Source organism: Sphingomonas sp., from assembly GCF_042091075.1.
GTDB lineage: Bacteria > Pseudomonadota > Alphaproteobacteria > Sphingomonadales > Sphingomonadaceae > Sphingomonas.
This window is the reverse complement of the sequence record NZ_JBELIE010000021.1, coordinates 1-22914: the sequence shown is the minus strand read 5'-3', so window position 1 is coordinate 22914 and position 22914 is coordinate 1. Positions and strand designations below refer to the sequence as shown.

The 22914-nt window shown below is 67.4% G+C and carries 26 protein-coding genes; 12 read left to right on the top strand and 14 right to left on the bottom strand.

Annotation, left to right across the window (positions count from 1 at the left end; translation table 11 throughout):
- The first annotated feature begins 235 nt into the window (after window positions 1–235).
- From ACFDSW_RS03925 to ACFDSW_RS03890, 8 genes are all read left to right on the top strand, one after another.
- Window positions 236–2581, top strand: coding sequence for a TonB-dependent receptor (locus ACFDSW_RS03925; RefSeq protein WP_375248969.1), 2346 nt, complete (start codon window positions 236–238; stop codon window positions 2579–2581).
- 74 nt (window positions 2582–2655) lie between these two features.
- Complete coding sequence (locus tag ACFDSW_RS03920; RefSeq protein WP_375248968.1) at window positions 2656–3960, top strand: glycoside hydrolase family 1 protein; 1305 nt, start codon at window positions 2656–2658, stop codon at window positions 3958–3960.
- A gap of 44 nt (window positions 3961–4004) precedes the next feature.
- Entirely contained in the window at window positions 4005–4658 is a 654-nt protein-coding gene (locus ACFDSW_RS03915) for a TetR/AcrR family transcriptional regulator (RefSeq protein WP_375248967.1), read from the top strand.
- Window positions 4659–4763: 105 nt separating this feature from the next.
- Window positions 4764–5819: a type III polyketide synthase gene (locus tag ACFDSW_RS03910; protein WP_375248966.1), complete on the top strand. Its 1056-nt coding sequence runs from the start codon at window positions 4764–4766 to the stop codon at window positions 5817–5819.
- Window positions 5816–6505, top strand: coding sequence for a methyltransferase domain-containing protein (locus ACFDSW_RS03905; protein ID WP_375248965.1), 690 nt, complete (start codon window positions 5816–5818; stop codon window positions 6503–6505). The genes ACFDSW_RS03910 and ACFDSW_RS03905 overlap by 4 nt, the downstream gene beginning before the upstream one ends.
- Window positions 6506–6510: 5 nt before the next feature.
- On the top strand, window positions 6511–7620 hold the full coding sequence (locus ACFDSW_RS03900; protein ID WP_375248978.1) for an NAD(P)/FAD-dependent oxidoreductase: 1110 nt from the start codon (window positions 6511–6513) through the stop codon (window positions 7618–7620).
- A 31-nt stretch (window positions 7621–7651) separates the two neighbouring features.
- Window positions 7652–8053 (top strand): peptide-methionine (R)-S-oxide reductase MsrB, encoded by a 402-nt coding sequence (gene msrB, locus ACFDSW_RS03895; RefSeq protein WP_375248964.1) that lies wholly within the window; start codon window positions 7652–7654, stop codon window positions 8051–8053.
- 119 nt (window positions 8054–8172) lie between these two features.
- The gene (locus tag ACFDSW_RS03890; protein ID WP_375248963.1) at window positions 8173–10305 is read left to right on the top strand and encodes a transglycosylase domain-containing protein; all 2133 of its coding nucleotides are present in this window, start codon (window positions 8173–8175) and stop codon (window positions 10303–10305) included.
- Window positions 10306–10485: 180 nt separating this feature from the next.
- On the opposite strand, the gene ACFDSW_RS03885 is transcribed toward ACFDSW_RS03890, so the two are convergent.
- From ACFDSW_RS03885 to ACFDSW_RS03875, 3 genes are read right to left on the bottom strand one after another with little or no spacing between them, the layout of a single operon-like run.
- On the bottom strand, window positions 10486–11175 hold the full coding sequence (locus tag ACFDSW_RS03885) for a M48 family metallopeptidase (RefSeq protein WP_375248962.1): 690 nt from the start codon (window positions 11173–11175) through the stop codon (window positions 10486–10488).
- Window positions 11172–11615 (bottom strand): YcgN family cysteine cluster protein, encoded by a 444-nt coding sequence (locus ACFDSW_RS03880; protein ID WP_375248961.1) that lies wholly within the window; start codon window positions 11613–11615, stop codon window positions 11172–11174. The genes ACFDSW_RS03885 and ACFDSW_RS03880 overlap by 4 nt, the downstream gene beginning before the upstream one ends.
- 1 nt (window position 11616) lies before the next feature.
- Complete coding sequence (locus tag ACFDSW_RS03875) at window positions 11617–12216, bottom strand: SCO family protein (protein ID WP_375248960.1); 600 nt, start codon at window positions 12214–12216, stop codon at window positions 11617–11619.
- Window positions 12217–12279: 63 nt separating this feature from the next.
- On the opposite strand from ACFDSW_RS03875, the gene ACFDSW_RS03870 reads away from it, so the two are divergent.
- On the top strand, window positions 12280–12885 hold the full coding sequence (locus ACFDSW_RS03870; RefSeq protein WP_375248959.1) for an ankyrin repeat domain-containing protein: 606 nt from the start codon (window positions 12280–12282) through the stop codon (window positions 12883–12885).
- 31 nt (window positions 12886–12916) lie between these two features.
- On the opposite strand, the gene ACFDSW_RS03865 is transcribed toward ACFDSW_RS03870, so the two are convergent.
- From ACFDSW_RS03865 to ACFDSW_RS03815, 11 genes are all read right to left on the bottom strand, one after another.
- A complete protein-coding gene (locus ACFDSW_RS03865; protein ID WP_375248958.1) occupies window positions 12917–13429 on the bottom strand; it encodes an MmcB family DNA repair protein in 513 nt (170 codons plus the stop codon).
- 107 nt (window positions 13430–13536) lie between these two features.
- Complete coding sequence (locus ACFDSW_RS03860; protein ID WP_375248957.1) at window positions 13537–14181, bottom strand: cell wall hydrolase; 645 nt, start codon at window positions 14179–14181, stop codon at window positions 13537–13539.
- Window positions 14182–14352: 171 nt separating this feature from the next.
- On the bottom strand, window positions 14353–14685 hold the full coding sequence (locus ACFDSW_RS03855; RefSeq protein WP_375248956.1) for a DUF1491 family protein: 333 nt from the start codon (window positions 14683–14685) through the stop codon (window positions 14353–14355).
- Window positions 14682–15155, bottom strand: coding sequence for a PaaI family thioesterase (locus ACFDSW_RS03850; protein WP_375248955.1), 474 nt, complete (start codon window positions 15153–15155; stop codon window positions 14682–14684). Before ACFDSW_RS03850 ends, ACFDSW_RS03855 begins: the two co-directional genes overlap by 4 nt.
- Entirely contained in the window at window positions 15145–15612 is a 468-nt protein-coding gene (locus ACFDSW_RS03845) for a PTS sugar transporter subunit IIA (protein ID WP_375248954.1), read from the bottom strand. Before ACFDSW_RS03845 ends, ACFDSW_RS03850 begins: the two co-directional genes overlap by 11 nt.
- 65 nt (window positions 15613–15677) lie before the next feature.
- The gene (hpf, locus tag ACFDSW_RS03840; protein ID WP_375248977.1) at window positions 15678–16268 is read right to left on the bottom strand and encodes a ribosome hibernation-promoting factor, HPF/YfiA family; all 591 of its coding nucleotides are present in this window, start codon (window positions 16266–16268) and stop codon (window positions 15678–15680) included.
- A 57-nt stretch (window positions 16269–16325) separates the two neighbouring features.
- Window positions 16326–17018 (bottom strand): DNA polymerase III subunit epsilon, encoded by a 693-nt coding sequence (gene dnaQ, locus ACFDSW_RS03835; RefSeq protein WP_375248953.1) that lies wholly within the window; start codon window positions 17016–17018, stop codon window positions 16326–16328.
- A gap of 10 nt (window positions 17019–17028) precedes the next feature.
- Window positions 17029–17634 carry a dephospho-CoA kinase gene (gene coaE, locus ACFDSW_RS03830; RefSeq protein ID WP_375248952.1) on the bottom strand — a complete coding sequence of 202 codons (606 nt, stop codon included), beginning with the start codon at window positions 17632–17634 and terminating at the stop codon, window positions 17029–17031.
- Window positions 17631–18446: a shikimate dehydrogenase family protein gene (locus ACFDSW_RS03825; protein ID WP_375248951.1), complete on the bottom strand. Its 816-nt coding sequence runs from the start codon at window positions 18444–18446 to the stop codon at window positions 17631–17633. Before ACFDSW_RS03825 ends, coaE begins: the two co-directional genes overlap by 4 nt.
- 30 nt (window positions 18447–18476) lie before the next feature.
- Window positions 18477–19070 carry a Maf family protein gene (locus ACFDSW_RS03820; RefSeq protein WP_375248976.1) on the bottom strand — a complete coding sequence of 198 codons (594 nt, stop codon included), beginning with the start codon at window positions 19068–19070 and terminating at the stop codon, window positions 18477–18479.
- 8 nt (window positions 19071–19078) lie between these two features.
- Window positions 19079–19909, bottom strand: coding sequence for a pyruvate, water dikinase regulatory protein (locus ACFDSW_RS03815; RefSeq protein ID WP_375248950.1), 831 nt, complete (start codon window positions 19907–19909; stop codon window positions 19079–19081).
- A 316-nt stretch (window positions 19910–20225) separates the two neighbouring features.
- Between ACFDSW_RS03815 and hemE the strand changes: the two genes are divergently transcribed.
- The 3 genes from hemE to rho all read left to right on the top strand — a co-directional run.
- Window positions 20226–21245 (top strand): uroporphyrinogen decarboxylase, encoded by a 1020-nt coding sequence (gene hemE / locus ACFDSW_RS03810; protein ID WP_375248949.1) that lies wholly within the window; start codon window positions 20226–20228, stop codon window positions 21243–21245.
- On the top strand, window positions 21242–21700 hold the full coding sequence (locus tag ACFDSW_RS03805) for a CopD family protein (RefSeq protein ID WP_375248948.1): 459 nt from the start codon (window positions 21242–21244) through the stop codon (window positions 21698–21700). Before hemE ends, ACFDSW_RS03805 begins: the two co-directional genes overlap by 4 nt.
- A 204-nt stretch (window positions 21701–21904) precedes the next feature.
- On the top strand, window positions 21905–22914 hold a 1010-nt coding region (gene rho / locus ACFDSW_RS03800), incomplete at its 3' end, for a transcription termination factor Rho (protein WP_375248947.1).

Here is a 22914-nt window from a genome sequence, read left to right as displayed (position 1 = left end):
ATGCCCCTGACGCGGTGCGGTCGCCTCAGCGCAGCGCGCCGCCGGGCGCCCTCGCACACCGGGCCCGGACACCGGCAACCAGCCGCCGCACATCATGCTGACCATGGTTCTTCTCTCCTGCCTGCACCCTAAGCCCCCGTCATCCAACGAGTCAAGTTACGTGCATGCTTGACAGTATGTTTATTTCGGCGCAGCTTATGAACAGGTCGTAAGCATAGCGACGCGAGGAGAGGGTATGATCGTTTGGAGGATTCTTGCCGGCGTCAGCTTCGCCGCTTTGGTCACCGGCTCAGCGCAGGCCCAAACGGCTGCGCCCCCGCCCGGGCAGACGGCGGATGCAGCGAACGACACGTTCGGCGACATCGTCGTCACGGCGCAGCGCCGCACCGAGAATCTGCGCGACGTGCCGATCGCCATCACGGTGGTCAACGGCGAGTCGATCCGCCAGACGGGCGCCAATCAGCTGGCCGACATCACGCAGCGCGCGCCGAGCCTCAATTTCACGGCGACGCCCGGCGTGCCGAACTTCTCGATTCGCGGCGTGGGCACCAACTCGTTCGATTTCGGCATTGAGTCCGCCGTCGGCATCGCGGTGGATGATGTCAACATCACGCTCCCCCGCTTCGTGCCACTGAACTCGCTCGCGGACGTGTCGCGAGTGGAGGTGCTGCGCGGACCGCAGGGGCTTCTGTTCGGCAAGAACACGACCGCGGGTCTGATCTCGATCACCACGAACCGCCCGGAACTCGGCACGTTCAGCAGCCAGGGGCGCGTGCAGGCGGGCAGTCGCGACCAGGTGCAATCGCAGGCCATCGTCAATCTGCCGATCGGCGAGCGCGCGGCGCTGCGCGTCGTCGGCGGATACCAGTATCAGCATAGCTCGACCGACACGGTCGGCCCGGCACGCCTGGATCCGGTGCGCCGCGGCTTCGTGACCGGCAAGCTGCTGTGGAAGCCGACCGATCGGCTCAGCCTCTACGCGATCGTCGATTATCTCGACAACAGCGGCATCGAATCCTATTCCACCATCCGCAAATTCGGTGGGAACGACGCAACGCCGATCCCCGCGCAGGCGCGCCCGTTCGCACCGGCCAATTTCGTCCAGGCACAAAATGTCGCGCTTGGCGTCATTCCGTCCCCGACGAACAATCGCACCGCGGTCGGCAGCAACGATATCGTGCGTGACGAGCGCAGCCTGGGCGCGCAATTCACGGCTGCCTATGATGCGGGCGCGATCGCGATCACATCGGTGACGGCCTATCGCCACCTCCGGTCGGAAGCGAACAACGACGTCGATCAGACGCCGATCGCGTTTTTCGACACCAATCGGGGCGACATCCGCGCGTACCAGCTCTCTGAAGAGCTACGGATCAACAACACGCAGCCGGGTTTCGTGGATTACACGGCCGGGCTGTACTTCTTCCGCCAGCATATCGACGCGTACGTCCTTCAGGCCGGCACCTTCGGCGTGTTCCCGGCGTCGACCCCGTTGCGCCTGTCGCCGATCAACGGCCAGGTCGATTTCGACTACACCACCAAAAGCTACGCCGGCTTCGCCCAGCTGACGTTCAACCTCACCCCGGGGCTGCGCCTGATCGCGGGCGGGCGCTACACCCACGACGAAGTCGATTCGACGACAGCGATCACGCGCGCTCCGAATGTCTGCAACCTCGTCACCTTCCTGTTGAGCAGCGGACGCACCTGCGTCGGGGCGCTGACGCCGCCGCTGGTGTTGAACCGTAATGCCAACGGCTTCTCGGGTCGCGCGGGCGTCGAATATGAGGTCACGCCCACCGCCAACCTATATGCCACCTATACGCGCGGCTATAAGGGCCCGGCGGTCAGCTCCGCATCAGGCGGTGCGGCGTTCGCGGTCGATCCGGAAAAGGTCAACGCCTATGAAGTGGGCGCGAAGGTCGACCTGTTCGATCGCGTGCTCAACCTGAACGTCGCCGGATTCATCAACGACTTCCGTGACTTCCAGGCGCAGGTGTTCGATCCCACGCTCAACGGCGGGCTGGGCTCGTTCCGTACCGGCAATGCGAGCAGCCTCAAGACCCGCGGTATCGAGGCGGAGGCGCTGGTTCGCGCCGCGCGCGGCATCAGCATCTCGGGCGGCGTCACCTATCTCGACACGGAATACGGCAATTACCGGGTGGCCTGCTACGTTGGGCAGACCGCGGCGCAGGGCTGCAACCTTAGCGGTCCCAGTTTCGACGCGAAGGGCTCGCCACTCGTCGGCGCGTCCAAATGGAATACCAGCCTGGCGGTCAATGCCGAGCGCCCGGTGAGCGAAGGGCTCAAGGTTTTCGTCAATGCCGACTGGCGTTATCGCAGCAGCTTCTACTATGCGATCAATGACCCCAACACGATCCAGGCCGGCTATTCGATCGTGAACGGGACGATCGGCATCGGTGACATCGGGGATCGCGCGCGTTTCAGTGTGTTCGTGCGTAACCTGTTTGACCAGCGCTACGCCGCCACCATCTACCCCGGTAATTTCTCGGCCGGTATCTATGCCCAGACCCTGCCCGACGCCGCGTTCCGGCGCATCGGCGGGGCGTTCGAGTGGCGCTTCTGATCCAATGTCCGTCGCTGGCGGGCGATATCCCTCGTCCGCCAGCGCCTTCCTCACGACAATCCGCAGGATGACCCTTGACCGCTGACCCCACCCGCTTTCCCCCCGGTTTTCTCTGGGGATCGGCGACCGCCGGCCATCAGGTCGAGGGGAACAACGCCAACAGCGATTGCTGGGCACTCGAACATGCCAGCCCGTCGATCTTCGCCGAGCCGTCCGGCGATGCGGTGGATCAATGGAATCGCTTCGACGACGACATGGCCGTGCTCGCCGCGATCGGGTTGAAAGCCTATCGTTTCGGTATCGAATGGGCGCGGATCGAACCCGAGGAGGGCGTATTCGCCGCATCCGCCCTCGCTCACTACCAGCGCTGCCTCGATGCCTGTCATCGCCGCGGCATCACGCCGGTCGTCACCTTTCACCATTTCACCATTCCCTTATGGCTTGCGCGAAAAGGGGGGATGACCTGCGACGCCTTTCCAGCGCTCTTCGCGCGCTATTGCGAAAAGGTGACACGCACGCTGCGTGGTCTCGTGGTCGTGTGCACCATGAACGAAATGAACGTACCGCTTATCATCCGCGGCGTGGCCACCGCGCTGCTGACCGGCGAGATCGGTGAGGCGAAGCGCCGCGCGGCCGAAGCGGCGCTAGGCGGGTCGATCGAGGCGAACTTCCTCTTTACCCCGCCCGATGCGCTACTGCGCAACGGGCTCGGTGCGCACGCCGCGGGACGCGATGCCATCAAGGCGGTATCGCCGGCGGTGCAGGTCGGCATCACCCTGTCGCTTCAGGATGAACAGGCCGAACCGGGAGCAGAGGCGGTGCGCGACCAGCGCGTTGCCACAATGGTGGACCCTTTCCTTGATCTGGTGGCGGGCGACGATTTCATCGGCGTCCAGACCTATACCCGCACGACCTCACGTGCCGATGGCAGTCACGGCCCGCGCGCCGGCGAACCGCTCACCGTGATGGGTTATGAGGATCGCCCCGACGCGCTGGCGGCGGTCTGCCGCTATGTCTGGGAACGCACCAGGACACCCATCATCGTGACGGAGAACGGCTTTTCCGGGGATGACGACGCGCGACGGGCGTCGTTCGTGACCGAATCGCTCGATGCGCTGGGTCGGGCGATCGCCGATGGCGTGGACGTGAGGGGCTATTTCTACTGGTCGTTGCTCGACAATTATGAGTGGATGTCGGGCTATGGTCCCAAATTCGGCATCGTCGCCGTCGACCGCTCGACCCAAACGCGGACGATCAAGCCGTCCGCGCTCGTCTACGGCGCGATCGCGCGCGCGCATACCGATGACGGCGGGAATGCGACGGCACGGCCGGCCATGCCGCAGCCATCCCGATCCGGAACGCCGCTCGGCATCGAATGATCATCATCGCCCGCCTAGCCTCGCGTGAGAGGATTGCTTAGGCAATGACCATGGTGATCGCCATCGACAGCAAAGCGCCGCCGCGCCCCTCCAAGCGGCGGACGCAGGAGGAGCGCACCGCCTCCACACGGCAGGCGTTGTTCGAGGCCGCCGTGCGGACGATCGATCGTCTCGGCTATGCAGGGGCGAACAATGCGACGATCGCGGACGATGCCGGCATCAGCCGGGGCGCGATCACGCACCATTTCTCCACTCGCGCTGCCTTCATGGCCGAGGTGGTGCATTGGGTGTTCGATCAGGAAACCCGCCTGTTCCGGGATCTGATGAAGCAGCGCCACGTCGGCGCCCGTGTGTCGGACTGGCCGGCATTGCTGTGGGACGTCTTTTCGCGCCCGTCCGGCGTCGCGGTGTTCGAGATCCTGGTCGCGTCACGTAGCGATCCGGAACTGGCGGCGCTGGTCCTGCCGATGCAGGAGAAGATCGAAAAGACCGGCGCAAGCAACTTCATGCACATGGTCGGCGAAGGCGACTCGAACATGGCGGCGATCCGCCTCGTCGTCTGGGCGATCCGCGGAATGACGGTCGGCCGCAGCTTTATCAACGATCCGGAGGGGATGGACCAGGCGGTCGGCGTGCTTTCGCGTTTGCTGGAGCGCGCGGTGCCGAGCGGCAGGTTCGCCGACCTGCAAAGCATCTAGAGGGACGGCATCCCTATCCGGCTGGGCGGCGTGCGGATCGCGCCGCTGTCGCCGTAAAAATTGCCCGTCGCTGCCGAATCTTGCGGTGGCGCGTTATCCGATGCCATGGCCGTCCTCGCCCATATCAATGCCATCGGCACGGCGACCCCGCCGCACGATATCCACCCCGCCTTCATCGATTGGGCGGCGCGGCGGCTGGACGGGCGCGACGCGCGGCTCTTCGCACGTATGGCGGCGCGCAGCGGGATCACGCGGCGCTGGTCGGTTCTGCCCGAGGCGGCGGGATCGCCGGTCGGGCCGGGCGGCTTCTATGCCGCCGATCGCCTGCCCGGCACCGCCGCGCGGATGGCGATCTACGCCGCCGCCGCGCCCGAGCTGGCCGTGCACGCGATCGGCGCGCTCGACGAGCAGGTCACGCTGGGCACGATCACCCATCTTGTCGTGGCGAGCTGCACCGGGTTCGTCGCGCCGGGCGTCGACCAGATCATCGCGCGGCGGCTGAGCCTGGCGGCCGACGTCGAGCGGACGCTGGTGGGCTTCATGGGCTGTTACGCGGCGGTCGCGGCGCTGCGCACCGCGCGGCATATCGTTCGCTCCGAGCCGCTGGCGCGCGTCCTGGTCGTGACGGTCGAACTGTCGACGCTGCATCTGCAGGACGACCTGCGGATCGAGCCGCTGCTGGCGATGCTGCAATTCGGCGACGGCGCCGCCGCCGCGCTGGTGACCGCCGAGCCGCATGGGCTGGCGATCGATCGCCCGTTCGCGATGGCGCTGCCCGAATCGGCGGCGCTGATCCGCTGGGACATCACCGATTCGGGCTTCTCGATGCATTTGTCCGGCGAGGTGCCGGGGCAGATCGCGCTGGCGCTGCGCGATCCCGCGGTGCGCGAGATTCTCTACGCCGACGGCCCGGTCGATCGCTGGGCGGTCCACGCCGGCGGGCGCTCGATCCTCGATGCAGTCGCGGAAGCGCTGCACCTGCCCGATGCCGCGCTCGACGATTCGCGCGCGGTGCTGGCGGCGAACGGCAACATGTCGTCCGCGACGCTGATGTTCGTGCTGGCGCGCATCCTGTCGGGCGCGCCGATGGAAAACGGAGTCGCCCTGGCCTTCGGCCCCGGGCTTGCGGCGGAGGGCTTTGCCTTCCGGAGGCCGGCATGAACCTGTCCGCGCGCCTCCACGCCGACGAATGGATGGACGCGGATGATCTGCCGGCGGAAGTCTATGCAGACGTGGTCGGCGATCTGGCGCGCGTCAACCGGGTCACGATGGCGGCGCGGCCGACGCTGGCGTTCCTGTCGCGCGTGGTGACGCCGGGCACATGCTGCCGGATCCTCGATGTCGGCTACGGCGATGGCGACATGCTGCGCGGGATCGCCCGCTGGGGGCGGAAGCGCGGGATGACGCTGGAGCTGACCGGGATCGACATCAACCCGCGCAGCCACGCAGCCGCGCTGGCGCATACGCCGGCGGACGTGGCGATCGACTGGCGCGTCGGCGATTACGCCGATCTGGCAGGGGAGCCGTGGGACGTGGTGCTCTCCAGCCTGGTGGCGCATCACATGACGCAGACGCAGTTGATCGGCTTCCTGCGCTTCATGGAGGCGCATGCGCGGCAGGGGTGGATGGTCAACGACCTGCACCGCCATGCCGTCGCCTATCATGGCTGGCCATTGCTGGCGGCGCTGTATCGTTGGCATCCGATTGTCCGGCACGATGGCCATGTGTCGATCGCGCGCAGCTATCGGCGACCCGAATGGCAGGCGCTGCTGGCCGAAGCGGGCGTCGCCGACGCGCGTATCACGCGCCATTTTCCCTTCCGGCTGTGCGTGGAGCGGCAGCGGTGACGCCGATGATCCTGGGCGCCGGACCGGCCGGCAGCGCCGCCGCGATCACGCTGGCGCAGGCCGGTATCCGTGCCATGCTGATCGAGCGGCATCGCGAGATGCCCGACGCGATCTGTGGCGGATTTCTCAGCTGGCGCACGATCCGTTCGCTGGCGGCCCTGGGGATCGATCCCGCCGCGCTGGGCGATGCCAGGATCGGAACGGTGCGCCTCTTCGCGAGCAGCCGCGTTGTCGAAGCGCCGCTGCCCGCGCCGGCGCTGGGCGTATCGCGCCGCCACCTCGATACCGTGCTGCTCGACAGCGCGATCCGGCGGGGCGTCGCGGTCGAGCGCGGGGTGGCGGTGCGGGCGATCGAGCCTCGCGGGCTGCGCACCGCCGATGGCGCGATCCTGTCGCCCGATGCGCTGTTCCTCGCCAGCGGCAAGCATGACGTGCGCGGCGGCGCACGCCCGGCGGCGGCGCGCGGCGACGATCCGTCGCTGGGGCTACGCTGGCGGCGCGGCCCCTGCGCCACGCTGTCGCGGCTCGTCGGCGATCGGATCGAGCTGCATCTGTTCGACCGCGGCTATGCCGGAGTGGTGCGGCAGGAGGACGGCAGTACCAACATCTGCCTGGTGGTGCGCGGCTCCCGCTGGGACGAGGCGGGCAGCGTCGCGTCGCTCCGCGAATCGCTGGCGCGCGAATCACCCGCGCTGGGCGAGCGGCTGACCGGGGGTGACGCGATCGGCGACGGCGATGCGATCGCCAATATCCCTTATGGCTGGCGCGCGCGGTCCGGCGCGGCGGGAGTGTTTCGGCTGGGTGATCAGGCGGCGGTGATCCCGTCGCTGGCGGGCGAAGGCGTCGGCATCGCGCTGGCCAGCGGCCGATCAGCCGCCACCGCCTTCGCATCCGGGGGCGCCGCCGCCGCGCCGGCATGGCAGCGTGATTTCGCCCGACGCGCGCGCCGCCCGCTCGCGATCGCGGCGGGCGTGCGCCATCTCGCCGAGCGCCCCGCCCGGTCGGCCGGCTGGCTGCCGCTCGCGGCGCGGCTGCACCTGATCGGGATGGTCGCGGCGATGACGCGGATCGACCATGATCGCCCCTTGAATCATTCCCCGAACCCGTCCCATTGAACCACTGATACCGGAGGGCCAGATCAACGCCATGGAACAGCTCAATCTCTCCGAAGCCGAGTGGAAGCAGCGGCTAACCCCCGAACAATATCACGTCCTGCGGCAGGCCGGCACCGAGCGTGCCTTTTCCGGCCGCTACAACGACAACAAGGCGGACGGCATCTATCACTGCGCCGCCTGCGCGCTGCCGTTGTTCGACAGCGTCGACAAATATGATTCGGGCTCGGGCTGGCCCAGCTTTACGCAGCCGATCGCCCCCGATGCGGTGACCGATCATCAGGATACCAGCCACGGCATGACCCGCATCGAGAGCCGCTGTGCGCGCTGCGACAGCCATCTGGGCCATGTCTTCCCTGATGGCCCGCCCCCCACGGGATTGCGCTATTGCATGAATTCCGTGTCGCTCGATTTCCGCGCCCGCAAGGACGTTTGACGCCGCTGGCGGCCCCTCCGGCGCGGCCCCGATCGCCCCGCCGGAGGGGCCATGCGATACGAGCGTGCCAAATTCCTTGTTAAGGCTCACTCAAGCCTCTATCCGCCAAGGGCGCAGCCATGGCCCGCGCCTCATCCCCCAGAACCCGCCCGACCCCCGCCCCCCGCTGGCGCCGTCGCCTGATGTTCACCGTCAAGGCCGGCATGGTGCTCGCGCTGTTGGCGCTGGGTGCGCTGATCACCGCGGTCTATGTCGCGCGCGCGCAACTGCCGAGCTTCGAAAGCCTGAAATCCTCGCCCAATGGGCAGATGATCCGCGTCCATGCCGCCGACGGTTCGGTACTGGTCGCGCTGGGGCCGAGCTATGGCGAGTGGCTGAGCTACGATCGCATTCCGACGGTCATGCGCGACGCGACGATCGCGGTGGAGGACCGCCGCTTCAACAGCCATCTCGGCGTCGATCCGATCGGGATCGCGCGTTCGACGATGGTGCGGCTTGAACGCGGCCGCTGGGTGCAGGGCGGATCGACCATCACCCAGCAGCTGGCGCGCAACATCTTCCTGAACAATCAGAAGAAGTTTGGTCGTAAATTCCGTGAATGGATCCTCGCGCTGGCGCTGGAGCGCAAGTTCGACAAGGATCAGATCCTCGAGCTGTATCTCAACAAGGTCTATTATGGCGGCGGCGCCTATGGCATCGATGCCGCCAGCCGCAAGTTCTTCGGCCATGGCGCCGACCGGCTGAGCCTGGCGGAGGCGGCGGTGATCGCGGGGCTGGTCAAGGCGCCGTCGAACTATTCCCCCACTGCCGATGCCGATGCCGCGAAGGGACGCGCCGGCGTCGTGCTGCAGCAGATGGTGCGCAACGGCTTCATTTCGCAGGGCGAGGCCGACCGCGCCGATCCCGGCGACGTCGCGCTGGCGCCCCCCGCGCGCCAGAACAGCGTACGCTATTTCACCGATTGGGCGCTGCCGCAGCTCGACCTGCTGATCGACGAGACGGTCAAGCCGCTGGAGGTGTGGACAACGCTCGATCCCGCGATGCAGCGGGCCGGCGATGCCGCGATCCGTGCCAACGTGCCGCGCGGTGCGCAGGGCGCGTTGGTGGCGATCGATCGCGACGGCGCGGTGCGCGCGATGGTCGGCGGCACCGATTATGTCTCCTCGATCTACAATCGCGCGACCCAGGCGCAGCGCCAGCCCGGATCGGCGTTCAAGCTGTTCGTCTATCTCGCGGCGCTGGAGGCGGGTAAGACGCCCGAGGACAAGGAAATCGACGAGCCGGTGACCATCGACGGGTGGAGCCCGCGCAACGATTCACGCCGCAATTCGGGCGAAGTGACGCTGCGCACCGCCTTCGCCTATTCGCTCAACACCGTCGCGGCGAAGCTGGGCCAGGCGGTCGGCTTTCAGACCATTGCCGATATGGCGCGGCGCTTCGGCATCACCACCCCGGTGAACACCCATCCCTCGATGGTGCTCGGCACATCCGACGTGCGGCTGATCGATATGACCCGCGCCTTCGCGTCGGTCGCCAACAAGGGGGTCGCGGTGACGCCCTATGGCATCACGCGCGTTACCAGCGATGGCGAGGTGATCTACACCCACGAAGTGGACCGCAGCCATGTGCTGGTCGCGCCCTATGTCGCGGCGCAGATGACCGACCTGTTGCAGACCGCGGTCAACACCGGCACGGGCCGCGCCGCGCAGATCGGACGCCCGGTCGCTGGCAAGACCGGCACCACCAGCAGCAACAAGGACGGCTGGTTCCTGGGCTTTTCCTCGGGGCTGACCACGGGGGTGTGGATGGGCCGCGACGATGCCCGGCCGATCGCGGGCCTGCATGGCGGCACCGCGCCCGCGCGCGCCTTTGCGCAATTCATGAAGAGCGCAGTCGCCAGCCGTCCGATCGAGCAGTTCGATACGCAGGTGACGCTGCCCGAGGCGCAGCTCGAGCCGGATGCGGAAAGCTATTACGGCGCGCCCGACAATATGAGCTTCGTCGACGAGGATGGCGGCCCGCTCGACGATGGTCCGCGCGCCCCGCCGCCGGCCTATGGCGAAAACGATCCCGGTTTCGGCGTCGAACGCCCGGTCACGCCACCGTCGCGCCAGCGCGATCCGGGCCCGCCACCGGACGACGGCACCGAGCGGCTGGACCAGGATTGGCTCGATCGCGCGACGGGCCGCCCCCCGCCGCCCCCACGCGAGCAGCAGCGGATACCGAATCGCCCGACGGCGACGCCGCAATAATCCTCGCCGCAAAAGGCGTGACCGCTGACGTATCGGCGGCCGAAGAGGCTGAAGCACAGGCGCGGACGAACGTGGGGCTCCCCCTCCCCCGCGTCCCCCAGCGCGGACCCTTGTAACGGGCGGTTCGGCATCGAGGAGCGATCGGCCATCCGTCGCGCACGAGGATCGGCGGAAGCGCGACTATCCCCGGCCGTACCAATGCAGCGCGGCGCCATGCTCGCGCAACCAGGCGCGCTCGACATCCGGCGCCCGCCCGAACACCCGCGCCACCGCCGCATGAAAAGCGGGCGAGTGATCCATATGCAGCCGATGCGCCACTTCGTGCGCGACGGTGGCGCGGCGGACCTCGGGCGGGGCGAGGAGCAGCCGCCAGCTATAACGGATCGCCCCGCTTGCCGCGCAGCTGCCCCAGCGACCACGCGGATCACCGACGGTGACGCCGGCCACCGTCACCCCCGCACGGTCCGCATAATATGCTGTATCGTCGATGAGGACCGCCAGCGCGTGCCGACGGAGCCACGCCTCCACCCGCCGCCCGACATGCTCCGCCGGGCCACCGATCAGCAACATATGCCCCTCCGCCCGCGGCAGGCGCGCGGCATCGGGGCGCCACGTGATCGTCAGCGCGCGGCCGTCGACGGGAATCGCAACGCCATCGGCAAACGGACGCGCCTCAGGCAGCCGCTCGCGCTGGCGGTCGATCCATGCCTGCTGGCCACGCGCCCAGACGAGCGCGCGATCGAGCGCGGCGCGCGGCGGTAGCGTCAGCCGGGCGCGTCCCGTGAGCGGATCGAACGACAATTTGGTCCGCCGTGCGCGCGGGTGCCGCACGATCACGAACCCGGCGGCCTCCTCGGCGGCGCGGCTCACAGGATACGGTCGACCATATGGTGTTCGAGATCGCCGGCGTCGTCCTCGCTGATCGTCCAGCCGCGCACCGATTCACCGGCACGATGGACCGCGTCACGATCGCCACTGACCAGATAATGCCAATCGGGCAGCGGCCTGCCCTCGGCCCGCAGGCGATAGGCGCAGGTCGACGGCAGCCAGTCGATCTGATCGACATTGCCCGCGGTCAGGCGCACGCATTCGCTGACGAAGGCACGGCGGTGGCGATAGTTGGAGCATTGCGCCGAGCGTCGGTCGAGCAACCGGCAGGCGACGTTGGTCGGGATCAGCTCGCCGGTTTCCTCGTCCTCCAGCTTGTGCAGGCAGCATTTGCCGCAGCCGTCGCACAGCGCCTCCCATTGCGCGCGGTCCAGCCGGTCGAGCGGCGTATGTTCCCAGAAGCGGCCGGTGAGCGAGGTCACGTCAATGCGCCCATTTCGTCAATTCGTCCGCGATCGCCTGCGGCGGCCCTTCCGGCAGCAGCGCGAGCGGCTTGCCGTCGGGATCGAACAGATAGATCTGTCGGCTGTGGTCGACCATATAGCCATCGGCGGTGCCCGCGCCGCGCCGGTAATAGATGCCATAGGCCTTGGCCGTCCGCGCGATCGCATCGGCCGAGCCGGTCAGCGCCACCAGCCGGGGATGGAAGGCGGCGGCGAACTGCCGCAGCACCGCGGGCGTGTCGCGCGCCGGATCGACGCTGATGAAGATCGGCACGATCCGTCGGCCGAGTGCCGGATCCTTCGCCTCGACCAGTTTCAGCGCGGCCGACAGATTCTGCACATCCACGGGGCAGACATCCGGGCAGAAGGTATAGCCGAAATAGACGATCCGATATCGGCCCGCGAAATCCCGATCGGTGACGGTGCGCCCATGCTGATCGGTCAGCGTGAACGGCCCGCCGATGCGCGCGCCCGCCAGCGGGGGCGTTTCCGCCGGCGTGCGCGAGCAGCCGGCGAGCGGCGCCGTGAGAAGAAGGCCGGAGAAAAGGGCGATCGCCACCGCCCGGATACGCATGTTCATGGTGACGGCAGATGTGATCGGTTATACCCCGATCCGCAACCCCAGCTGAGGTTTCCGACGTCCATGGTTCTTCGCTCGCTTCGCCCCCTGCTGATCCTCGCCGCCGCGACGCTCGCCCTCCCCGCCGCGGCGCAGCAGCAGTCGCAGGGCTACAAGTTCCTTGAGGCGGTGCGGAAGGCCGATGGCAATACCGTCATCAGCATGCTCGATCAGCCGGGACAGCGCGTCGTCAACGCGCGCGATGTCACCACCGGCGAGGGCGCGGTGCATATCGTCGTGAAGCGCGGTGACAGTACCTATCTGCGCTATCTGCTGCAGCGCGGCGCCGATCCGAACCTGCGTGACGGCAATGGCGACACACCGATGCTGCTGGCGGTGCAATATGGTCAGCCGGAACTGGTGAACGTTCTGGCGACGATGCGCGCCAACGCCAACCTGGGCAACAATGCCGGCGAAACGCCGTTGATCCGGGCAGTCCAGCGGCGCGACCTCGCCCTGGTACGCGCGGTGCTGGCCGCTGGCGGCAATCCCGATCAGACCGACAATGTCGCCGGCCTGTCAGCCCGCGATTATGCCAAGCGCGACGCGCGTGCGACCGCGATCCTGAAGCTGCTCAACGATACGCCGCAGGCCAAGCCGCGCGCCGTATCGGGGCCGGTGCTACGCTAGGCCGGGTCTGCCGCTCCGCGAGACGGCGGGGTTAGAACCCCTGCACCGCATCCGGATCGTGCGCGGCGATCAACCGCCGCGCCGAGCGCCGGGCAAAGGCAAGGGTGCAGCGCTTGCGGACGTGAGCCGGCAGCGGATCGGTCCGCGCCTCGCGTACGATTGCGGCATCATAGCGATCCGCGACGATCAGTCCGGTCCGTTCGGGCAGGAAGGCCTCGCCATCGATCGGCGAGGCATCGAACCCCGCCGGCACCGCCCAGTAGAAACGGTCGCAATGCGCGAGATAGTCCTGCCACTTGCCATCGCCGAGCAGATCGGCGCGCGACACCTTGATCTCCACGATCACCAATTGCCCACGCGCATCGATCGCCATCAGGTCGGCACGACGCCCGCCGTCGAGCGGCACTTCCGCGATCGCGGTCAAATCATGCCGCAGCAACATTCGCGTCACGCCACGCGCGACATCGGCGGCGCATAGCGAAGCCGCGCCGGTCGCCGGATCGGCATCGGTCATATCGTGGCAGGAGGCGGGTGTGGTCAGCATCGCCACAAAGAATAGAACATCCCGCGAACAAAGGTAAACCCCCGATCGCGATATGATGCGTGCTGCGGGCTGACGCAGCAGCCCCGGCGCGGTCCGGCGCCCAATCGTCAGCGATAGAAGATATGATGACCGATCGCCGCCACGCGCACGCGACGCGGCAGCCCGGCGCGACGGCCGTTGAAATAGAGGGCGTTGGTGGCGTCGCTTTCCCAGGCGTTCTTCATCGCGACCTTCGCCACCGCCACCGCCGTGCGCCAGTCGCGATTGTTGGGTGCCGCCGGCACCCGCCCGCCACGAACGAACGAGAACTGGCCACGCTGGGTGACGACGTCGCACACGCTGCCGCCGAAATGACGCGACTGCGTGCGGTTCAGCACCACTTCCGCAACGGCGAGCTGGCCATTGAGAGGTTCGCCACGCGATTCGAAATAGATGGCACCGGCAAGACAGCGCAGATCCTCGTCCGTGTCGGACGGGACGGATTGATCGGCCACCGCGGCGGCGAGCGTCGGATAGGCGACCTCTTCGTCCGCCTCGGTGCCATCGTCATCCGTGGTGACGGCGGGAGCCTGCGTCGTTTCGATCAGGACGGCGGGACGGGCCGAGGCGGCGGCGGGCGCCGGGTCGAGCGTCGATACGGGCACCGGGGCGGTTCCACCATCCGCCGCCTGTACCACCGCAGCGGTGGTCGAAAGACCAAAGGCGAACAGACCGAGAGCGGCATTCCGAACGACACGCGACAGCGACAGCATCCACAAACATCTATATGCGGTGGGTGCACGAACACGGCGCCGCAAAGCCTGGTGGCTTCGGTATCCGGACGATCAACCCCCCGACTGCGTCACCGGAAGGTTTGGCCCCCCACCCGGCACAACGCGCTCAGTCGATATCGGACCTATTCCGGCCGCGCCCGGCAGCGTCAATCAGGCGAGGATCGTTTCAGCGACGAACCGTTCGGCGTGCGGGATGTCCAGTTCCACGACCCACAGATCGGGGTCGCGTGAACGGCGCGTTTGCCAATATTCCTCCACCGCGCGTTCCTCGCCGGTGGTCGGGCCCGCGGGAATCAGCTGGTCGCGATCGTCGAGTCCCCGCATCCGCTCGACCGCGCGCAGCGATCGCCCATCGACCAGCAGGACCAGGATCGCGCCCGACATCGGCTCCCCCGACGCGCGCACCGCCGCAAAGCCGCCCGCGTCATTCACCCGCCGCAGCAGGGCCGCGACCACCACATGACTCGGCAAGCGCACACTCACGCGGGGGCATAGCCCGGCAGCGTCGCCAGCGGGATGCGCGAGCGCATGAACGTGCCCGTGCCACGCGCCACCTCTTCGCCATCGGCGGCGATCAGCCGCGCCTCGGCGATAAAGACCCGCCGCTGCCCGCTGATCCAGCGGCCCTCCGCGATCACCGGCCCCTCCCCCAGCGGACGGGTGAGCAACAGGCTGAACTGCGTCGTCAGCAGAAATCGATCGGTGACGAGGCTGTTGCAGGCGTAAAAGGCGGCATCGTCGAGCATCTTGAAATAGCTGGTGCCATGCGCCGCACCGGCAGCGTGAAAATGGCGCTCGTCGACGGTGAAGCGGATCCGCGACTGGCCTGCCGCCGGAATATCGAGCGCCGAATCGAAGAAGCGGTTGATCGGCGCGGCGGCATAGAGCGACTCGAGCGCGCGGTAGTGCGCGGCCGCCCCCTCCGGCGCCACCCGCGATGATTCAGGCGGCATCGCGGGCCTCATCGGCGGTCATCAGCGCATAGATCGCATCGGGCGATCCGGCGCCGCGCAGCTTTTCGACGAAGCGCCGGTCGCGAAAGCGCCGCGCGACCCGCGCCAGCGCCTTGAGATGCTCCGCCCCCGCCGTCACGGGCGAGAGCATCGCCACCACCACATCGACATCACGATCGTCGACCGAATCGAAATCGATCGCCTGTGCCAGCCGCACCACGAACACCGCGATGCGATCGAGCCCTGGCAGCCGGGCATGCGGAAAGGCGACCCCGCCGCCGAAGCCGGTCGAGCCCGTTTTCTCCCGCGCGGCGAGCGCGTCGGCGATCGCGCGGGCATTCAGCCCCAGCGCGGGGCCGGCAAGCGCCCCGAGCTGGGTGAACAACGCCTTTCGCGATGTCGCATGAAGCCCGACCGCCCCCAACCCGGGAACGAGCAGATCGCTGAGATCAGCCATGGCGGTGATCGGTCGCGGCGTTGGGTTGGCGGACAGTCGGCGGCAAGGTCGACGTGCGGAATGAATCAGCCACCGCGCTGCGGCTCGACCCAGCCGATCGTCCCGTCACCACGTCGATAGACCATGTTATAGGAACCGGTGCCGGCATTGCGGAATAACAGCGCCTGGGTATTGCGCAGATCGAGCATCATCACCGCATCCGATACGCTGGCATCGGGCACGTCGACGCGGGTTTCGGCGATCACCAGCGGCGCATCGCCCGCCTCGTCCTCATCCACGGTTTCGGCGAACAGCGTGTAGCCGGCATTGTCGTAACCGTTGCGTTCCTGCTCCGCCGCCATTTCGGCATGCGCGGGCGAGCGGTCTTTCAGACGGCGCATATACCGGCGCAGCTGCTTCTCGATCTTCTCCGCCGATCCGTCGAACGCCAGATGCGCATCATGCGCGTGATGGCTGCCCTTCAGGATCAGGCCGCGCATCACATGCGCGACGATATCGCATTTGAACCCGGCATCATGCGGCCCCTTGCCGAACGTGACCTCGGCGGAAATCGCACGGGCAAAATACTTATCGGCGATACCCTGGAGCCGGTCTTCGACATGGGCCTTCAGCGCGTCGCCGATCGCCACCTGGTGACCTGAAATCCGGATATCCATGTTCATTCTCTCCAGTCGTTGGCACCGGCCCGTCCCCTCGAACCGGCCCGAATGGCGTCATCCGGACGCCCCGGTCCCCCACAACGGCTCCTTTATCTTCTGAACAAACGCCGCATGCGCCGCCAGTTCCTCCGCCGACGGCGAAAACACCCGCACCGGGCGCGCCGCGGCGGGCGCGCTGGCGGGCGTGCCGACGACGATCGGCGCGGTCTGCTCGCTGACCAGCCCCAAGCCGATCTGCCGCCCGCCGAGCAGCTCGACATAGACCTGCGCGAGCAACTGCGCGTCGAGCAACGCGCCGTGCAGCACGCGATGCGATCGATCGACCCCGAACCGGCTGCACAAGGCGTCAAGCGTATGCTTCGCGCCGGGATGCCGCGTCCGCGCGATCTGCAGCGTATCCACCATCCGCGAGCGGCACACCGCCGCCCGGCCGCAGCGCTCCAGCTCGCCATTCAGGAACGAGAAGTCGAACCCGGCATTGTGCGCGACCAGCGGCGCATCGCCGATAAACTCCAGCAGCGCTTCCACCCCGGTGGCGAACAGCGCGTGTTTCGACAGGAAGTCGATCCGCAACCCGTGCACCCGCGCGGCCTCTTCGGGCATATCGCGTTCGGGATTATAATAGGCGTGGAAGGTGCGGCCGGTTTCCACCCGGTTGACCAGTTCGACACAGCCAATCTCCACCAGCCGGTCGCCGCCCGCGAAACTGAGTCCAGTGGTTTCGGTATCGAAGACAATCTCTCGCATCAGAGGATCGTTATCCGCGCTCGCCGCGCGTCACGCAAGCGATCACGTCACGCACCGCGGCGCGCGTCGCGTCCAGCGAACCGTCCGTCGGGATGACGACATCGGCGCGCGCGCGCTTGGCCGCGTCCGGCAGCTGCCGCGCCAGGATCGCATCGAACTTGGCGGGCGTCATGCCGGGGCGCTGCAACGTGCGGGCACGCTGCACCTCGGGTGCGGCGGATACCACCACCACCTTGTCGACCGCGCCCTCGCCACCGGTTTCGAACAACAGTGGCACGTCGAACACCAGCATCGGCGCATCGGCGTGGCGCGCCAGGAATGCCGCACGTTCCGCCCCCACCGCGGGATGGACGATCGCCTCCAGCGCCTTCATCGCCGCCTCATCACCCAGCACCGCCGCGCCCAGCGCCGCGCGATCGACCCCCTCCGCCCCGGTGGTGCCGGGAAAGCGTGCCTCGATCGCCGCGACCAGCGCCCCCCCCGGCCCCTGCAGGCGATGGACAGCGGCATCCGCATCGAACACCGGCACACCCTGTTCGGCGAACATCCCCGCGACGGTGGATTTCCCCATCCCGATCGAGCCGGTCAGACCGATGATGACGGGCCGCGACGTCATGCCAGCAGCCGCGCCCGCAGCTCGTCGTCATGTTCGCGCGGGGGAGCGGCGCCGAAGAACAGTTCGAACGCCAGCGCGGCCTGCCCGATCAGCATCTCCAGCCCGTCGACGGTATCGAGCCCGCGCGCGCCGGCGGCGGCGAGCAGCGGCGTCTCCAGCGGCGCATAGACGATGTCATAGACCACCGCGTCCTCGGGCAAAGGGGTCAAGTCGAGGTCGAGCGGCGGCTGCCCGGTCATGCCCAGCGCGCTGGTGTTGACCAGCAGGGCGGCGGCCGGCAGCCGTGTGGACAGCGGCAGCGCGTCACCGGCCAGCCCGAAGCGCGCCAGCAGCGCCGCCCCCTTCAGCGGGGTGCGATTGAGCAGCGTGACGCGACCCACGCCGACCCGGGAGAGAGCGAACAGCACCGCACGCGCCGCCCCCCCTGCCCCGATCACCACCACGGGCCGACCGGACAGATCGAGGTCGGCGATCGGCGAGAGGAAGCCCGCCGCATCGGTATTGGTGCCGATCCACCCGCCGTCCTCGCCCCGAAAGACGGTGTTGATCGCCCCGATCGACTCCCGCAGCCCGCCCGGATCGGGCACGTGATCGAGCGCGGCGACCTTGTGCGGCACGGTGATGTTGCAGCCGCGCCAGTCAGGATCGGTCATCCTTGTCGCAAGGAAGGTGCCCAGATCGTCGGGGACGACGCGCGTGGCGCGATAGCCGGCGTCGATCCCCAGCTTCTCCAGCCAGAAAGCATGAATCAGCGGCGATTTGGAATGGGCGATCGGATCGCCGATCACCTCGGCGAAAGCTGTCCTGGTCACGCCGCGGCGCTCCTTTCCGTCATGCCGCGCTCATGCCGGCAACACCCCGCGCGTGCGCAGATAATCGAGCACCGGTAGCAACGGCATGCCGAGCACGGTGAACTGACTGCCGTCGATCCGCGCGAACAGCTGCGCCCCCGGCCCTTCGATGCGATAGCAGCCGACGCAGCCGGCGATCATGGGCCATTCGGCATCCAGATAGGTGTCGAGGAATGAGTCCGACAGCGGGCGGACGAACATCCGCGCCTTGTCGACGAACCGCCATACCGCCCGGCCGTTTTCCGCGATCACCGCCGCGCTGACCAGATCGTGGCGTTTGCCCGACATGCGTTTCAGGTGATCGCGCGCATCGCCGCGGTCGACGGGCTTGTCGAGGATCGTGCCGTCGTCGAGCACCGCGAGGCTATCCGACCCCAGCACCAGATGCCCGGGGTGGCGCGCCGATACCTTGAGCGCCTTCAACTCGGCGAGCGCATCGGCGATGTCGCGCGGGGGCGCCCCCACCATTGCCTGCTTGAGCGCGGCCTCGTCGGCATGCGCGGGTTCGGCGGTGAACGGCACCCCGGCGGCAGCGAGCATCGCGGTACGCGAGGCGCTTTGCGAGGCGAGGATCAGGCGCATCATCTCGGCCATCAGTCGATCGCGCGGGCCGCCAGCCCGCGCCGTTCGTTGACGAGCGCGATGATCGCCGCCGCGGTTTCCTCGATCGAGCGCCGCGTCACGTCGATCACCGGCCAGCCGTTGTCGGCGAACATCCGTCGCGCGAAGGCGATCTCCCGTGTGACCGCGTCCTGATTCACGTAATCGGTTTCCGGCGCCTGGTTGAGCGAGAGCAGACGGTTGCGCCGTACCTGGATCAGCCGGTCGGCGCTGGTCGTCAGGCCGACCACCAGCGGCGTGCGCAGCGTGAACAACGGCGGCGGCGGCGGGCTTTCCACCACGATTGGAATGTTGGCGGTCTTGTACCCGCGATTGGCGAGATAGATCGAAGTCGGCGTCTTCGACGACCGGCTGACCCCGGCCAGCACGATATCCGCCTCCTCCCATTCCTCCCACGCGATGCCATCGTCATGCGCGATCGTGAACTGGATCGCATCGACGCGCGCGAAATAGGCGGCGTCGAGCACGTGCTGGCGCCCCGGCCGCGCCTTCGCCTGCTGCCCCAACAGCATCGACAGCGCGTCGTTGACCGGATCGAGCGGCGCCACCGTCGGCAGGCCCAGCGCGCGACAGCGGTTTTCCAGCGCGGCACGCGTCGCCGGATTGACCAGGGTGAAGATCACCAGCCCGGGGTTCTGCGCGATTTCCTGCAGGATGCGATCGAGATGCATCTCGGTGCGCACCATCGGCCAGAAATGCCGCACCGTTTCGACATCGTCATATTGCGCCAGCGCCGCCTTCGCGATGTTCTCCAGCGTCTCGCCGGTGGAATCGGACAACAGATGCAGGTGGAGCCGGACCATGATCGGCTCAGCGGGATGGATCTGTGGACAACATGGGGACAGCCGCTAGCGCAACTTGTCCCCATGGCCAAGCGAGCGTCCACGCCGTGGATCGATCGCCTTTCATCCACAATCCCGTCCCCAGCCCGTCCTTTCGTCCACAGGCTGTGGATAACGTGGAAGAGCGCGCACGAATCCCGCTGCGAACGGGCGCTTTGAGGCGTCAAGCTGTTGGCATTTCCGGTGACGGCGCATAAGCCCCGCAACTCACGCGCCAACATCATCAACAACCCCTTTTTAGAATCTTCTTAAAAGGTAGAAGGGCCGGCATCCGATCGTGGACAAACCCCTGCTTCGTGTTCTGAACGGTCGGAAAAGCGATCGAGCGCCGGTGTGGCTGATGCGACAGGCGGGCCGCTATCTGCCCGAATATCGCGCGCTGCGGGCGCAGAAGGGCGGCTTTCTCGCGCTCGCCACCGATCCGGTCGCGGCGGCGGAAGTGACGATCCAGCCGATCGACCGCTTCGGGTTCGACGGCGCGATCCTCTTCTCCGATATCCTGATGGTGCCATGGGCGCTGGGGCAGGACCTGACGTTCGGCGCGGGAGAGGGGCCGCGGCTCACCCCACCGCTGGTCGATCACGCGCTCGCCGCGCTCGACGCGATGCCCGCGCGGCTCGATCCGGTCTATGCCACCGTCGCCGGGGTGGCGGCGCGATTGCCGACGGCGACCACCTTCCTCGGCTTCGCGGGATCGCCCTGGACGGTCGCCACCTATATGGTCGCTGGGCAGGGCAGCCGCGATCAGGAGGAGACGCGCCGCTACGCCTATCGCGATCCCGTGGCATTCGCCGCCATCGTCGATTCGATCGTGGCGATGACGATCGAGTATCTGGCGCAACAGATCGCGCATGGCGTGGAGGCGGTGCAGCTGTTCGACAGCTGGGCGGGCAGCCTGTCGCCCGAGCAGTTCGAACGCTGGGTGATCGCCCCCAATCGGGCGATCGTCGATGGCCTGCGCGCGCGCTGCCCCGGGGTGCCGATCATCGGCTTTCCGAAGGGAGCGGGGGGCAAGCTGGCCGCCTATGCGGCAGGCACGACGGTCGATGCGATCGGGCTGGACGAAACAGTCGACCCGCGCTGGGCGGATGCGGTGCTGCCACCGGGCATGCCGGTGCAGGGCAATCTCGATCCACTGGCGCTGCTGACCGGGGGTGAGGCGCTGGATCGCGGGATCGACCGTGTCCTGGCGGCGTTTCCCGAGCGGCCACATGTCTTCAATCTGGGTCACGGGATCGGCCAGCACACGCCGGTCGCGCATGTCGAGCGCCTGCTGGCGCGAGTGAGGGGTCAATGATCGCTGGGTTCTTGGGCGCCACCTATGACTGGGTGAAGGCCGCGCATGTCATTTTCGTGATCTTCTGGATGGCGGGGCTGTTCATGCTGCCGCGCTATCTGGTCTATCATCAGGAGGGGATGGGCGATCCCGCCGAAGCCGCGCGGTGGATCGATCGCGAGAACAAGCTGCGTCACATCATCCTGACCCCGGCGATGATCGTCGTCTGGGTGCTGGGCGTGCTGCTGGCGCTCAACGCGGGGATCGCGGACGGCGTGCCGGGGCTGGGCTGGCTGCATGCCAAGCTGCTGCTGGTGGTGGTGCTGTCGGGCTATCACGGCTGGGCGGTCGGCTATGCCCGAAAGCTGGCGCGCGGGCAGACGGGCGTGTCGAACAAGGCGCTGCGGATGATGAACGAGATTCCGGCGCTGGCCACCGCGCTGATCGTGGTGCTGGTGATCGTCAAGCCGTTCTGACCGCGCGTCACCGCCGTGTCCGCGCCGGCGGGAAGCATGGGGAAGACGGTCTGCGCTTGACTATCCCCGGCATGAATCATACCTCGCGCCTGTGACGTTGCCGGTCCTCGGTGTGCGCCGCATCCTCTACAGCTTCGTTTCTCGAGCGTTTTCCATCGCCGGCCGAGCTTTCCCCGACCCCCGATCATCTCGGACACTTTATACATGCATCTGAAAGACCTGAAAAAGAAGGCGCCGGCGGAGCTGGTGCAGCTGGCCGAGGAACTCGGCGTCGAGGGCGCGTCGACGCTGCGCAAACAGGATCTGATGTTCGCGATCCTGAAGGTGCAGGCCGAAAATGGCGAGCAGATCATGGGCGAGGGCACGATCGAGGTGCTGCCCGACGGGTTCGGTTTCCTGCGGTCGGCGCAGGCGAACTACCTCGCCGGCCCGGACGACATCTATGTCAGCCCCAATCAGGTGCGGAAGCACGGGTTGCGCACCGGCGACACCGTCGAGGGCGAGATTCGCGGACCCAAGGACGGGGAGCGCTATTTCGCGCTGACCCGGCTGACCAGCGTCAATTTCGAGGACCCGGATCGCGTTCGCCATCGCGTCAACTTCGACAATCTGACCCCGCTCTATCCCGACGAGCGGCTGAAGATGGAAATCGAGGACCCCACCATCAAGGACAAGTCGGGCCGCGTCCTCGACGTCGTCGCGCCGATCGGCAAGGGGCAGCGCTGCCTGATCGTCGCGCCGCCGCGCGGCGGCAAGACGATCATGATGCAGACTATATCCCGGGCGATCAGCGCGAACCATCCCGAGGTGTTCCTGATCGTGCTGTTGATCGACGAGCGCCCCGAGGAAGTGACCGACATGCAGCGCACGGTGAACGGCGAGGTGGTTTCCTCCACCTTCGACGAACCCGCGACGCGCCACGTGCAGGTTGCCGAGATGGTGATCGAAAAGGCCAAGCGCCTGGTTGAGCACAAGAAGGACGTGGTGATCCTGCTCGACAACATCACTCGCCTGGGCCGTGCGTACAACACGGTCGTGCCGTCGTCGGGCAAGGTGCTGACCGGCGGTGTCGACGCCAATGCGCTGCAGCGGCCGAAGCGCTTCTTCGGCGCGGCGCGCAACATCGAGGAAGGCGGCAGCCTGACGATCATCTCCACGTCGCTGATCGATACCGGCAGCCGCATGGACGAAGTGATCTTCGAGGAATTCAAGGG

What these genes read in the sequence shown, in the direction of transcription:
- ACFDSW_RS03815 (WP_375248950.1), bottom strand. Translation starts at nt 19,909, where the DNA reads ATGGTCCGGCTCCACCTGCATCTGTTGTCCGATTCCACCGGCGAGACG.
- ACFDSW_RS03910 (WP_375248966.1), top strand. Translation starts at nt 4,764, where the DNA reads ATGGCCGTCCTCGCCCATATCAATGCCATCGGCACGGCGACCCCGCCG.
- ACFDSW_RS03890 (WP_375248963.1), top strand. Translation starts at nt 8,173, where the DNA reads ATGGCCCGCGCCTCATCCCCCAGAACCCGCCCGACCCCCGCCCCCCGC.
- ACFDSW_RS03915 (WP_375248967.1), top strand. Translation starts at nt 4,005, where the DNA reads ATGACCATGGTGATCGCCATCGACAGCAAAGCGCCGCCGCGCCCCTCC.
- ACFDSW_RS03860 (WP_375248957.1), bottom strand. Translation starts at nt 14,181, where the DNA reads ATGCTGTCGCTGTCGCGTGTCGTTCGGAATGCCGCTCTCGGTCTGTTC.
- ACFDSW_RS03805 (WP_375248948.1), top strand. Translation starts at nt 21,242, where the DNA reads ATGATCGCTGGGTTCTTGGGCGCCACCTATGACTGGGTGAAGGCCGCG.
- msrB (WP_375248964.1), top strand. Translation starts at nt 7,652, where the DNA reads ATGGAACAGCTCAATCTCTCCGAAGCCGAGTGGAAGCAGCGGCTAACC.
- ACFDSW_RS03925 (WP_375248969.1), top strand. Translation starts at nt 236, where the DNA reads ATGATCGTTTGGAGGATTCTTGCCGGCGTCAGCTTCGCCGCTTTGGTC.
- ACFDSW_RS03820 (WP_375248976.1), bottom strand. Translation starts at nt 19,070, where the DNA reads ATGATGCGCCTGATCCTCGCCTCGCAAAGCGCCTCGCGTACCGCGATG.
- ACFDSW_RS03870 (WP_375248959.1), top strand. Translation starts at nt 12,280, where the DNA reads ATGGTTCTTCGCTCGCTTCGCCCCCTGCTGATCCTCGCCGCCGCGACG.
- dnaQ (WP_375248953.1), bottom strand. Translation starts at nt 17,018, where the DNA reads ATGCGAGAGATTGTCTTCGATACCGAAACCACTGGACTCAGTTTCGCG.
- hpf (WP_375248977.1), bottom strand. Translation starts at nt 16,268, where the DNA reads ATGGATATCCGGATTTCAGGTCACCAGGTGGCGATCGGCGACGCGCTG.
- ACFDSW_RS03845 (WP_375248954.1), bottom strand. Translation starts at nt 15,612, where the DNA reads ATGGCTGATCTCAGCGATCTGCTCGTTCCCGGGTTGGGGGCGGTCGGG.
- ACFDSW_RS03900 (WP_375248978.1), top strand. Translation starts at nt 6,511, where the DNA reads ATGATCCTGGGCGCCGGACCGGCCGGCAGCGCCGCCGCGATCACGCTG.
- coaE (WP_375248952.1), bottom strand. Translation starts at nt 17,634, where the DNA reads ATGACGTCGCGGCCCGTCATCATCGGTCTGACCGGCTCGATCGGGATG.
- ACFDSW_RS03850 (WP_375248955.1), bottom strand. Translation starts at nt 15,155, where the DNA reads ATGCCGCCTGAATCATCGCGGGTGGCGCCGGAGGGGGCGGCCGCGCAC.
- ACFDSW_RS03875 (WP_375248960.1), bottom strand. Translation starts at nt 12,216, where the DNA reads ATGAACATGCGTATCCGGGCGGTGGCGATCGCCCTTTTCTCCGGCCTT.
- ACFDSW_RS03865 (WP_375248958.1), bottom strand. Translation starts at nt 13,429, where the DNA reads ATGCTGACCACACCCGCCTCCTGCCACGATATGACCGATGCCGATCCG.
- ACFDSW_RS03905 (WP_375248965.1), top strand. Translation starts at nt 5,816, where the DNA reads ATGAACCTGTCCGCGCGCCTCCACGCCGACGAATGGATGGACGCGGAT.